The 12,814-nt window shown below is 60.1% G+C and carries 10 protein-coding genes; all 10 read left to right on the top strand.

Translation table 11 applies throughout. From position 1 onward, the window contains the following. Nucleotides 1-167: 167 nt before the first annotated feature. On the top strand, nucleotides 168-1,028 hold the full coding sequence (locus AC2444_RS02800) for a S49 family peptidase (RefSeq protein WP_012756253.1): 861 nt from the start codon (nucleotides 168-170) through the stop codon (nucleotides 1,026-1,028). Between the two features lie 18 nt (nucleotides 1,029-1,046). Next, on the top strand, nucleotides 1,047-1,238 hold the full coding sequence (locus AC2444_RS02805; protein WP_003556931.1) for a membrane protein: 192 nt from the start codon (nucleotides 1,047-1,049) through the stop codon (nucleotides 1,236-1,238). A 366-nt stretch (nucleotides 1,239-1,604) separates the two neighbouring features. Next, nucleotides 1,605-2,561 (top strand): glycine--tRNA ligase subunit alpha, encoded by a 957-nt coding sequence (locus tag AC2444_RS02810; RefSeq protein ID WP_011650682.1) that lies wholly within the window; start codon nucleotides 1,605-1,607, stop codon nucleotides 2,559-2,561. A gap of 94 nt (nucleotides 2,562-2,655) precedes the next feature. Then, on the top strand, nucleotides 2,656-4,479 hold the full coding sequence (locus AC2444_RS02815) for a DUF2207 family protein (protein ID WP_012756254.1): 1,824 nt from the start codon (nucleotides 2,656-2,658) through the stop codon (nucleotides 4,477-4,479). Between the two features lie 114 nt (nucleotides 4,480-4,593). Further along, nucleotides 4,594-5,145, top strand: coding sequence for a LemA family protein (locus AC2444_RS02820; RefSeq protein WP_012756255.1), 552 nt, complete (start codon nucleotides 4,594-4,596; stop codon nucleotides 5,143-5,145). A gap of 160 nt (nucleotides 5,146-5,305) precedes the next feature. Further along, nucleotides 5,306-6,568, top strand: coding sequence for a 3-phosphoshikimate 1-carboxyvinyltransferase (locus AC2444_RS02825; RefSeq protein ID WP_012756256.1), 1,263 nt, complete (start codon nucleotides 5,306-5,308; stop codon nucleotides 6,566-6,568). A gap of 38 nt (nucleotides 6,569-6,606) precedes the next feature. After that, nucleotides 6,607-8,541 carry a DUF2207 domain-containing protein gene (locus AC2444_RS02830; protein ID WP_012756257.1) on the top strand — a complete coding sequence of 645 codons (1,935 nt, stop codon included), beginning with the start codon at nucleotides 6,607-6,609 and terminating at the stop codon, nucleotides 8,539-8,541. 65 nt (nucleotides 8,542-8,606) lie between these two features. Continuing rightward, nucleotides 8,607-9,884, top strand: coding sequence for a phosphoribosylamine--glycine ligase (gene purD, locus AC2444_RS02835; RefSeq protein ID WP_012756258.1), 1,278 nt, complete (start codon nucleotides 8,607-8,609; stop codon nucleotides 9,882-9,884). 99 nt (nucleotides 9,885-9,983) lie between these two features. Beyond that, complete coding sequence (locus tag AC2444_RS02840; protein ID WP_012756259.1) at nucleotides 9,984-10,445, top strand: plant virulence effector HPE1-like domain-containing protein; 462 nt, start codon at nucleotides 9,984-9,986, stop codon at nucleotides 10,443-10,445. Nucleotides 10,446-10,873: 428 nt separating this feature from the next. Beyond that, a complete protein-coding gene (locus AC2444_RS02845; protein ID WP_012756260.1) occupies nucleotides 10,874-12,694 on the top strand; it encodes a methyl-accepting chemotaxis protein in 1,821 nt (606 codons plus the stop codon). The last annotated feature ends 120 nt before the right edge of the window (nucleotides 12,695-12,814 follow it).

The raw sequence follows: 12,814 nt of genomic DNA on the forward strand, positions 1-12,814 counted from the left end.
GATTTCCACCTGTTTTATCGTCAGCGCACTATGACGAATTAGAATGATAATGCAAGTCATTCGCAATAACAAATTCAAACCCGCTATTTTCAGGAACGCGGCCATTGCGTTTGCCGTTCCAGCGCATACATGGAGGCGATCGTGCGACCCGAAGCGAAGGATGGAAAATGGCCGGATTCTTGAGAAAACTGCTGCCGAAACGGTTCCGCAAGGACGGCATCACCATTCCGGTCGTCCGGCTGCAAGGGGCGATTATCAGCGGCGGCGGCCAGTTCCGACCGACCCTCAATCTCGCCAATGTCTCTCCGGTTCTGGAAAAGGCCTTCGCCATGAAGGACGCGCCGGCGATCGCCATCTCCATCAATTCGCCGGGCGGCTCGCCCGTCCAGTCGCGCCTGATCTTCACCCGCATTCGCGAGCTCGCCCGTGAGAAACAGAAGAAGGTTCTGGTCTTCGTCGAGGATGTCGCTGCCTCCGGCGGTTACATGATCGCGCTTGCCGGCGACGAGATCATTGCCGACGCCACCTCCATCGTCGGCTCGATCGGCGTCGTTTCCGGCGGTTTCGGCTTTCCCGAACTCTTGAAGAAGATCGGCGTCGAACGCCGCGTCTATACGGCGGGCGAAAACAAGGTGATCCTCGATCCCTTCCAGCCGGAAAAGGAAAAGGATATCGAGTATCTGAAGAGCCTGCAGCTCGAAATCCACCAGGTCTTCATCTCCATGGTGCGCGAACGTCGCGCCAGCAAGCTGAGGGACGATGCGACGGTATTTTCCGGCCTGTTCTGGAGCGGCACGCGCGGCCTCGAACTCGGCCTCATCGATGGCCTCGGCGATATGCGCCAGGAATTGAAGAGGCGCTACGGCCAGAAGACCAAACTGGAGCTCGTCACCGCCGGCCGCGGCCTGTTCGGCCGCCGGATTCCAGGTGTGTCGCCGGTTTCGCTCGAGGACGCTGCATCCGGTCTCGCGACAGGGCTTGTCGAAGCGGCGGAAGAAAGAGCATTGTGGAGCCGTTTCGGGCTTTGAAGGGAGCAAGAGAGGGGCATGCCGCAGTTAATTACTATTCTGATCCTGGTCTTCTCAGCCTGGTGGCTTTACCGCCGCTTCGTCTCCGATGCCCGCAAGCTCGCCGAAAAGTCGCGCCGTGCTGAAAAAGAGCGCCAGACCGGCGCGATCGGCACGCTGGTCAAGGACCCGGCGACGGGAGAGTACCGGCTGAAGCGCGAGGGAGAATAAGAGGCGTCGCCACTCATTTGCCTCTCATCCGGCAATGGCTCCGGGCGCTCTGCAGGTGGAAGCCCCCCTCTGCCCTGCCGGGCATCTCCCCCACAGGTGGGAGATCGGCAAGTGGCTAAGGCTTCCCCAAACAACGGAACGCCTGCGCGGAGCCGTTATGAAAGCCGGCACATTCCCCCCAGCCGATCTCCCCCTTTGTGGGGGAGATGTCCGGCAGGACAGAGGGGGGCACCCCCCACAGCACAAGAAAGAATTCCTCTTCCATATCGGCATTCGATGGCTCTCCGCCGCTGCAAAAGTCTTGACCCCCGCCGCCCTCCATGGCACCTGTCGCGCCGATAAATCCCAAGCAATCGGTGCCGTTCGATGTCAGCTATCCCAGACCATATGAACCCGAAGCGCTCCTTCCAGGCGCTGATCCTGACCCTGCATAATTACTGGGCGGACAAGGGTTGCGCGGTGCTGCAGCCCTATGACATGGAAGTCGGCGCCGGCACCTTCCACCCTGCCACCACGCTGCGCGCCCTCGGCCCCAAGCCCTGGAAGGCCGCTTACGTCCAGCCGTCGCGGCGCCCGTCCGACGGCCGCTATGGCGAAAACCCGAACCGGCTGCAGCATTATTACCAATACCAGGTCATCCTGAAGCCGAACCCGCCAAACCTGCAGGAGCTTTATCTCGGCTCGCTGGCGGCGATCGGTCTCGATCCGCTGCTGCATGACATCCGCTTCGTCGAGGATGACTGGGAAAGCCCGACGCTCGGCGCCTGGGGCCTCGGCTGGGAATGCTGGTGCGACGGCATGGAAGTCTCGCAATTCACCTATTTCCAGCAGGTCTGCGGTATCGAATGCTCGCCGGTCGCTGGCGAATTGACCTATGGTCTCGAACGGCTCGCCATGTATGTCCAGGGCGTCGACAATGTCTACGACCTGAACTTCAACGGCCGCGACGGCGACGAAAAGATCAGCTATGGCGATGTCTTCCTGCAGGCCGAGCAGGAATATTCGCGTCATAATTTCGAGTTCGCCAATACCGAGATGCTGCACCGCCATTTCGTCGATGCCGAGAAGGAATGCCGGGCGCTGCTCGATGCCGGCGCCCCCGGCGACAACGCCAACCAGCGCCTGCACAAATGCGTCTTCCCGGCCTATGACCAGTGCATCAAGGCAAGCCATGTCTTCAACCTGCTCGACGCCCGCGGCGTCATCTCGGTCACCGAGCGCCAAAGCTATATCCTGCGCGTTCGCACGCTTGCCAAGGCCTGCGGCGAAGCCTTTCTGCTGACCGACGCCGGCGGCGTCAATCTCTCGAAAGAGGCGGCGTAAAAGCCGTCTCGAAAATTTCCGTCGCTTCCGTCGCTCCGCTTCTTTTGTATTGCGCAAACCGCCCCCACATGTCTTGTGGGTGTTGCGATCACGTATGGCTTCGGTATCTCTTTTGAAGAGCGGTATTCTTTACTTTAAACTTTTGTATGAAAATTCCGCCCCCAGGATGTTGCGCCTTTTAGCATGGCCCATCTTATGCGCCATGCTGTTCGTCCTGACTTCGTGCAGCAATTTCGACAAAGAATTCACCGTCTATTCGGCAAACACTACGATCGAAGTCTATACCGACGGCAGTGCGTTTGTGTCGGAACACTTCGACATTTTGGTCAAAAAGGCGGAAAATTACGGCGGCGTCTACGTTGATATCCCTCAACGTTTCACGGATGCGTCAGGTGGTGTTCACTGGCGCGATTTCGAACTGGCCGCAGCCCGGCGTGACGGAATCGACGAATATTATTTCAAAGAAAACAATGTGCCGGGCTATTCGGTTTACATAGGAGCGGAGCACTGCAAAAGCTGTTCTGCAGATCTGCTCACCGGTGTTACAAAGATCCAGATCGCTTACTGGCTCGGACGCCTGGTTCGTCAGGAAGGCGATCACGAGGTTCTCTTCCTGCCGGCCTATATGGGCCGCGTGCACGGCCAGGGAGCGAAAAAAACGCTTACTCTGAAGCTGCCGCCGGGCGGAACGGTACGCCCCTCGCAACAGGATCGGGCGGCGGGCTATGACATTACGCGGAGCGCACCGAATGAGATCTTGGTATCTATTCCAGTAGGTAAAGCGGATCGAAAGCTGCCGGACATCGAGATCGAATATCCCGCAGGGACCTTTGTGACCGTAACGAGCGGCGAGCGGGTGCAGTGGTGGCTTTCCGATCACTTTCTCCCATTCATAAGCATTTTGGGACCGCTCATCGCCGGTCTGTTTGTCCTCATGAGATTGGGGCAGGGCTGGCGATTGCCTGCACCTTCAATTGCTGGCGATAGCAAAAAGACGGAGAGCATCTCGCCTGCTTTAGCCGCCTATGTGTTTTGGAACTGGAAGCCGGATACTGCAAAGGCGGCCTTCATGGCGTCTGTCTGCCATCTCGCAACGAAGAGACTGCTTCGCATTTCTGGCCTTGGGGAGAATGCTGAAGCTTCGGATTTGTCTGCCAGGCAGGTGCGCAAGAAGGGCAAGGTGGCGCGCGCCAGATGGTATGGTCTTCCAGCTGTGACACGTTCGGTATTTGGTCGAATTGAAGGAGAGCGGCCCGTCAATGATCGGCGCACCGTCGTATATGCCCTGTATGGTTTCGAACGTGACTTGCACCAGATAGTCGCCGAGGAATATTGGAAAGTTAGAGGCGGCGCAGATCGAGCAGCGTTGACGACTTCGGCTACAATTCTAGTTCTTGGCATTGCCACTGCCTATTTGTCGGGCCTCTTGATTTTTTCCGCGGCCATCTGCGGGATATTGCTCATTGTTTTTCTGGTGGTAACAATGTTCCGCCATCCAGAGCGGTTTCCCGTGGCCACCGGCACCTCCGAGCAGTTCAAACAGGCGATTAGTTTGTTTGTGGGTCTTCCGGCGATACTGATTGTTGCACTTTGCTATATCGGCACGACCGAGGTGATCGGCGAACAGCAGCCATATCTGGTGGCGATCTTGCTGCACATTGCCGGCATTATCGCCGTTTTGGCGATGCTGCGCATGCCAACGTCGAAGCAGCGGCAGATCCGCAATCACATCCTCAGTTTGCATCGTTATTTCCACGGTGAGATCGATGGCCCGCCAATGTCGATCGAATGCTACGAGCACCATCTGCCCTTCGCCGTCGCGCTTGGTGTCGAGCAACGCTGGACCGAACGTTTCAACCTCTGGCGAGAGAGCGAGAAGATGGATGCCTATGCTCCGGATTGGCGAATAAGTTCTTAGACGAGCGGTATTTTCAAAGTCTGATCGAAATCAGTCAAAGAATGACTGCGCCAAGATGACTTTGTTATGCCGAATCACTAACGTGCGATCATCAAATCGGGGGAGCTCATCTGCATGTATGTGATACTCGCTATTATCGTTGTCATCGCTCTCTATCTCGTCTTCATTTACAACGGCCTGGTTCGCGCGCGACAGATGGCGGAAGAAGCCTGGTCGGGCATCGACGTCCAGCTCAAGCGCCGCGCCGACCTGATCCCGAACCTTATCGAGACGGTCAAGGGTTATGCCGCCCACGAAAAATCGACGCTCGAAGAGGTGGTTGAGCTCCGCAACAAGGCGCAGGCCGTACCATCAGGCGATGTCGCCGGCAGGGCGCAGGCGGAAGGTCTGCTCGGCCAGGCGCTCGGTCGCGTCATCGCGCTCGCCGAAGCCTATCCGGATCTCAAGGCCAACCAGAATTTTGCCGAGCTGCAGGCCTCGCTGGAAACCATGGAAGGCGAGCTGCAGATGGCCCGGCGTTATTACAATGGTGCTGCCCGCGACCTGAACGTCAAGGTTGAAAGCTTCCCGTCCAATCTCGTTGCCGGTCAGTTCGGTTTTGCCAAGCGGGAATATTTCGAGATCACGAATGAGGCCGATCGTGCCGTTCCCACCGTGAAATTCTGACGATCCGGCATTTTGCCTTTGCGAGAAAGCGATTAAGAGCAGGGGGCGGATCGCGGCCGGCTAGAGCATGTCGCGCAAAACCAAAGACCTGAAGGGTGGGCCAAGCGAATCTGAAAGATCGCGACGCGCTTCAGGGTCGCCCCAGGGACGGAAGAACAGCATGACACGCACAGCCAAACTCACGATCATTCCGCCGGGCAGGCCGCTTTCGGGCCGCGCCATGCCGCCCGGCTCCAAGTCGATCACCAATCGCGCGCTGCTGCTTGCCGGCCTTGCGAAGGGCACGAGCCGGCTGACCGGGGCGCTGAAGAGCGACGATACGCGTTATATGGCCGAAGCGCTGCGTGCCATGGGTGTTACGATCGACGAGCCTGACGATACCACCTTCGTCGTCACCGGCAGCGGCAGGCTACTGCCGCCGAAGGCGCCGCTCTTCCTCGGCAATGCCGGCACGGCGACACGTTTCCTGACGGCGGCTGCGGCTTTGGTCGACGGCACGGTCATCGTCGATGGCGACGAACATATGCGCAAGCGCCCGATCGGGCCGCTGGTCGAGGCGATGCGAACGCTCGGCATCGACGTGAGTGCCGAGACCGGCTGCCCGCCGGTCACCGTCAAGGGCACCGGCCGCTTCCAGGCCGACCGCATCCGCATCGATGGCGGCCTGTCCAGCCAGTATGTTTCGGCGCTGCTGATGATGGCGGCCGGCGGCGACCGGCCGATCGACATCGAACTCGTCGGCGAGGATATCGGCGCGCTCGGCTATATCGATCTGACCACGGCGGCGATGAAGGCTTTCGGCGCCAAGGTCGAGAAGACCAGCCCGGTCACATGGCGCGTCGAGCCGACCGGCTACCACGCTGCCGACTTCATCGTCGAGCCGGATGCCTCGGCCGCGACCTATCTCTGGGCCGCCGAAGTCCTCACAGGCGGCGCGATCGATCTCGGTGTTCCCTCCGACGCCTTTTCGCAGCCGGATGCGCGCGCCTATGACATGATCGCCAAATTCCCGCATCTGCCGTCGGAGATCGACGGCTCGCAGATGCAGGATGCCGTTCCCACCCTTGCCGTGCTTGCCGCCTTCAACGAGACGCCGGTTCGCTTCGTCGGCATCGCCAACCTGCGCGTCAAGGAATGCGACCGCATCCAGGCGCTCTCGACCGGCCTCAACCGCATTGTTTCAGGCCTTGCCCGCGAGGAGGGTGACGATCTGATCGTGCAGTCGGATCCCGCACTTGTGGGCCAACATCTGCCGGCGGAGATCGACAGCTTCGCCGACCACCGCATAGCTATGAGTTTCGCGCTGGCCGGCCTGAAGATCGACGGCATCACCATTCTCGATCCCGATTGCGTCGGCAAGACCTTCCCCGCCTATTGGCGGACGCTGGCCGCCCTCGGCGTGACCTATCAGGACAAAGATTGACGAAACGCGCAGCCGAGGCTGCCGGCGGGGAGACAGGGATGGGGCGTCGGTTTTTCGGATTTTGCTTTGCACTGCTGTTGATGCTCGCCGCCCCGGCGGCCTTTGCCGCCGAGGTGATCGACAGTTTTGCCTCCGACATTACGCTCGAAAAAAGCGGTGCGATGACGGTGACGGAAACGATCACCGTCAATGCCGAAGGCAATCAGATCAACCACGGCATCTTCCGTGATTTCCCGCTCTATTTCACCGATGCCGCGGGTCGCCGCCGCAGCGTCGATTTCGATATGGTGTCGGTCCAGCGCGACGGCGATAACGAGCCCTGGCACACTGAATCGATATCAGGCGGCATCCGCATCTATGCCGGTTCTGCCGACGTGACCGTGACGCCGGGCCGTCATCGATACGTCTTCACCTACAGGACCAATCGCCAGATCCGCTATTTCGACGATCATGACGAACTCTATTGGAACGTCACCGGCAACGGCTGGATCTTCCCGATCCGCTCGGCCACGGCGACGGTGAAGCTGCCGCCTGATGTCGGCGCGACGGAGACGACCTTCTTCACCGGCCCTGAGGGAGCCACCGGAAAGAATGCCCGCGTCAGCGAGAGCGGCGCTGGCTTGGTCTTTTCCACCACCGCGCCGCTTGATGCCTACGAAGGCCTGACCTTTGCGATTCGCATGCCGAAGGGGTCTATCGATCCGCCGAGCGCGGATATGGAAAGCACCTGGTGGCTGAAGGACAACCGCAATTATTTCATCGGCTTCGGCGGTCTGCTCCTGGTTTTGGCATATTACACGCGCTCCTGGCTGAAGGTCGGCCGCGATCCTGCCCGTGGCGTCGTCGTGCCGCGCTGGGACGCGCCTGATGGTATCTCGCCGGCGCTGGTCAACTATATCGACAATAAGGGCTTCTCCGGCGAGGGCTGGACGGCGCTGTCCGCCACCGCGCTCAATCTTGCCGTCCGCGGTTACGTCAAGCTCGAAGACCTGAAGAATTCGATTGTCATTCAAGGCACCGGCAAGCCACTCGGCAAGGAGAAATTCCAGGCCGGCGAAATCGAATTGCTGAAGGTCGCCGGCGGCGCCGGTTCGACGCTGACGATCGACAAGGCCAATGGCGAGCGGGTGAAGTCCGTCGGCCAGGCCTTTCGCTCGGCGATCGAGAAAGAACATCGCGGCAAATATTACAATTCCAACCTCGGCTATACCGCCGGCGGCATCGTGCTCAGCGCCGCAGCCCTAGTGATCCTGTTCGTCTTCGGTTCGCTGGCGCCGGATACCATCGCGCTGATGCTGATCCCGATCGCCATTTCGGTCTTCGTTGCGGTGTTCGCCGCCGGCCTCGTCAGGTCGCTGCATCGCGGCAAGTCGCTGTTCGGTAAGATCATCGCCATCATCTCCGCCGCGATCGGCGTCTTCGTCGGCATCAGCATCCTGGCGACCATGGTGCTGGCGCTTGCCTCGTCGCTGGTGGAACTGCACGAAACGCCGATGCTGTTTGCCGTCGGCGGCATCGTGCTGCTCAACATCCTCTATGTCTTCATCATGGGTGCACCGACCCCGCTCGGCGCCAAGATGATGGATGGCATAGACGGCCTGCGCCAATATCTGACGCTTGCCGAGAAGGACCGGATGAACACGGCCGGCGCCCCGGAAATGTCGCCACGGCATTTCGAGACGCTGCTGCCCTATGCGGTGGCGCTCGGCGTCGAAAAACCCTGGTCACGCACCTTCGAGACCTGGCTTGCTGCAGCCGCTGCCGGTGCGGCTGCAGCCTATGCGCCCGCCTGGTATGCCGGCAATTTCAACAGCGGCAGCTTTTCCGATCGTATCGGTGGTTTTTCCTCGTCCATGGCCTCGACCATCGCGTCGACGATACCCGCGCCGCCGCCCTCAAGTTCATCCTCCGGTTTTTCCGGCGGCGGCTCGTCCGGCGGCGGTGGCGGAGGTGGGGGAGGCGGGGGCTGGTAAGCTTTCCCGCTTGACCTTTCGGCCCTTGGCCCTTAACCGCCAGACAGAAAAGGAAAGGGTCGCGCATGAAGGTTCTGTTGATCGGATCGGGCGGACGCGAGCACGCGCTCGCCTGGAAGCTGGCGCAATCGCCGCTGATGAGCGAATTCTACGCCGCACCCGGCAATCCCGGCATTGCCGAACACGCCGTGCTCGTGCCGGTTGACATCGAGGATCACGAAGCGGTCGTGGCCTTCTGCAAGGACAAGGCGATCGATTTCGTCGTCGTCGGCCCGGAAGCGCCGCTGGTTGCCGGCCTCGCCGACCGGCTGCGCGCCGATGGCCTGGCGGTCTTCGGTCCCTCCGCTGCCGCAGCCCAGCTCGAGGGTTCCAAAGGTTTCACCAAGGATATCTGCGCCCGCTACGGCATTCCGACAGGCGCCTACCAGCGCTTCAACAATGGACCGAAGGCCAAAGCCTATATCCGCGCCGAGGGCGTGCCGATCGTCGTCAAGGCCGATGGTCTTGCCGCCGGCAAGGGCGTGACGGTTGCGATGACGCTCGATGAAGCTTTGGCCGCGGTCGACGACTGCTTCGAGGGCGCCTTTGGTGCTGCCGGCGCCGAAGTCGTCGTCGAAGCTTATCTCGATGGCGAGGAAGCGAGCTTCTTCTGCCTCTGCGATGGCAAACATGCGCTGCCGCTTGCAACCGCCCAGGATCACAAGCGGGTGGGCGAGGGCGATACCGGCGTCAATACCGGCGGCATGGGCGCCTATTCGCCGGCGCCTGTGATGACCGCCGAAATGGTCGAGCGCACTATGAAAGAGATCATCGAACCGACGATGCGCGGCATGGCCGAGAGTGGTCATCCTTTCTCCGGTGTCTTTTTCGCCGGGCTGATGATCACCAAGAAGGGGCCGGAGCTGATCGAATACAATGTCCGCTTCGGCGATCCCGAATGCCAGGTGATGATGATGCGGTTGAAGAGCGATCTCCTGCCGCTGCTGCTCGCCACCGCCAACGGCACGCTCGATCAGGTCAAGGCCGAATGGAACGAGGATCCGGCACTGACGGTGGTCATGGCCTCGAAGGGTTATCCGGGCGCCTACGACAAGAACACGCCGATCCTTTCCCTGCCGGACGCAGGCAAGGGCGAGAAGGTGTTTCATGCCGGCACGGGTCTGAAGGACGGCGCGCTGGTTGCGACCGGCGGCCGTGTGCTGAATGTCACCGCGTCAGGCGGCACGGTCGCCGAGGCGAAGAGCCGCGCCTACGCGCTGCTCGACAGGGTGAGATGGGAAAACGGCTTCTGCCGGCGCGACATCGGCTGGCGCGCGATCGAGCGCGAAATGGGCTCGGAATGAGTATAAACCGCCGCGTTCTTTAAATTTTTACCCTTTCCCCTGACGGGATGGAAACAAAGCTGCGCTAATTTGCTCCCAAGATGAGACGGAGTGGCATTGATGCGTCAGATTTTCCTCGGTGCGGCAATCCTGCTGATGGCAGGCCCTGTGATGGCGTCCTCGATAGAGGTGGTCGGCAAGACCGCGCCGCGCGCTGAAAGCAGCATCGTCACCGAAAGCTGCGCCCATTGCCCGCCGCTCCAGGCCGAGCTCACCAAGAAGGACTATACGGTGCCGGAGCTGAAACCCGGCGTCCTCCAGGCGAGTGAAGTCCGCGATGTCGGCGGCGAAAAGAAGATCTATCGCACCGAAGGCTGGATGGGCGGCTCGCCGGTCGTCTTCGTCAGCAAGGCGACGCCTGAATCCATGATTGCGGCCGCGCCGCCGGCGGCGCCGGTAGACGGCATCGACATGAATGCGACGACGGCGGCCGTCATTGGCGACGACGCCAGGCCTGTTGAAGCAGGCATGACGGAACAACCGGCAGCTCTTAACGCTTCCGAATTCAAGCTGCGTTTCTAGGAGCAACCTCCAGGAAAAGTGCGAAGCGATTTCCGTCCGGAATTGCCCAAAACAAATAAGTTCCCTGCCCCTGCCTGATCAAGGTTTCGATCGATTGGGGTCCCACCACCGGTGGACCGAATGCACCCTCGATGAGCAGCGAGGGTGCATTCTTGTTTATGCGCAATCACAAGCTGAATTATTGAAGTTGGATAGAAGAAATGCAACTTACGAAATTATTCGAGAAGTTATATTTCAATCGTCACAAGTCATGCAAATAGATGCCATGACCCGTTAAAACATAATTCAGCCATCCACTCTAATTTTACCAATCGAAAGGCCGGAGGACGCATGATTGCGCTAGCTGCGCGGGCGATATGAGACGTCCGCAGGTCGGGAGTTGCCCGATCCGGAATTGTTTCTAATTCAGCTGCTTTGCGAGGCAAATCATGAAAAAGCTCAAGATTGCGCATCAACTTTTTGCGCTGATCGGCGTCCTAATGGCTGCTTTTGCAGTCGCCACCTATTTCGAAATCCGCACCTCCGAACAGGCAATTTACGACGAGCGTTTCGACATGCTGCGCACACAGGTCGAATCGGGCATCTCCGTTCTCAATACCTTCTATGAGCGCGAGAAGGCCGGCCAGATGACGCATGAGGCCGCCCAGACGGAAGCCTTCGAGATCCTGAAGCGCGTCAGCTTCCAGCCATCCGGTTACCTCTTCGGTTTCGACTACAACGTCGTTCAGCTTTTTCATCCGAGCCCGGTCAATCTCGGCAAGGACATGAGCGGCCAGGTCGACAAGACCGGCGCGAAATTCAGCCAGGCGCTGGTCGACAACGGCAAGGCCGGCGGCGGCCGCACCTTCTACTATTGGACCAAACCGGGCCAGCCGGAAGACCAGGTCTTCCTCAAGGGCGGTTATTCCAAGGCCTTCGAGCCCTGGAAGATCGTCGTCGGCACCGGCGTCTATCTCGATGACTTGCAGCAGAAGGTCAATGCGACGATCTGGAAGGCGCTGACCGCTTCGCTGATCGTCTTCGTCTGCGGCATCGCCGCCGCCGTCTTCTTCATCCGTGGCATCTCCCATCCGCTGAAGGACATCCACAATGCCCTGCAGTCGGTCGCCGAAGAGGATGTTTCGATCAGCATCCCGCATACCGGCATGAACAACGAAGTCGGCATGATGGCGAAGGCGACGCAGTCACTGCAGGAAAAGATCAGGGAGCGTCATGCGATGTCCGATCGCGAGGCGGCCCAGCAACTGGCGCTGGAAAGCGAGCGCGAAAACAATCTGCGCCAGCAGCAGGATGAGACGACGCTGCAGGCGAGGGTGGTGGCGACGATCGGCCAGGCGCTGGAGATGATTGCCCGTGGTGATCTCACCGTCCGCTGCGCCGATCTCGGCCAGAAGTATGCCGCCCTTCGCGACAACTTCAACGATGCGCTGTCGCATCTCGAGGCCGCCATGGCCAAGGTCAGCGCCAAGGGCACCGATATCGGCACCAGCAAGGAAGAGATCCGCCGCGCCTCCAACGAACTGTCGCAGCGCACCGAGCGCCAGGCCGCCAGCCTGGAAGAAACCTCGGCCGCTCTCGACGAACTCACCGTCGCCGTCCGTCAGACGGCTGACGGCGCCCATGAGGCGAGCAAGCGTGTCCATTCGGTCAGCACCGAAGCGACCCATAGCGATGCGATCGTCACCCAGGCGATCGAGGCGATGAGCGGCATCGAGAAATCGTCGTCGGAGATCACCAAGATCATCGGCGTCATCGACGAGATCGCCTTCCAGACCAACCTGCTTGCTCTCAACGCAGGCGTCGAGGCAGCCCGTGCCGGTGAATCCGGCAAGGGTTTTGCGGTTGTCGCCCAGGAAGTGCGTGAACTTGCCCAGCGCTCTGCCGCTGCGGCCAAGGAGATCAAGGACCAGATCGCCCGCTCCTCCAGCCAGGTGGATCATGGCGTCCGTCTGGTCGGCGAGGCAGGCGAGGCGCTGAAGCGGATCTCCGACCAGATCAAGGCTGCCAACGAGATCGTCGCCAAGATCGCCCACAGCGCTTCCGAACAGGATACGACGCTGCGCTCGATCTCCTCGTCGATGAACCAGCTCGACGCCGCCACCCAGCAGAATGCCGCCATGGCCGAAGAGACCACGGCATCGGCCGAGACGCTGGCCACCGATACCGACGAGCTGATCGACCTCATCCGCGGCTTCCGCGTCAGTGCACCACAGCACCGCCAGGCCGAACCGATGCGCCGAGCCAGCTGAAAATTTGAAAACAAGCGATATTCGACCGCCGGATGAAAATCCGGCGGTTTTGCTTTGTAAGCACCCCCGGATTTTTAGGGAAATGCACGTCGCGAATAATAAAATTAAAGCTTTTTTATA

This window comes from Rhizobium sp. WSM1328, assembly GCF_057653715.1.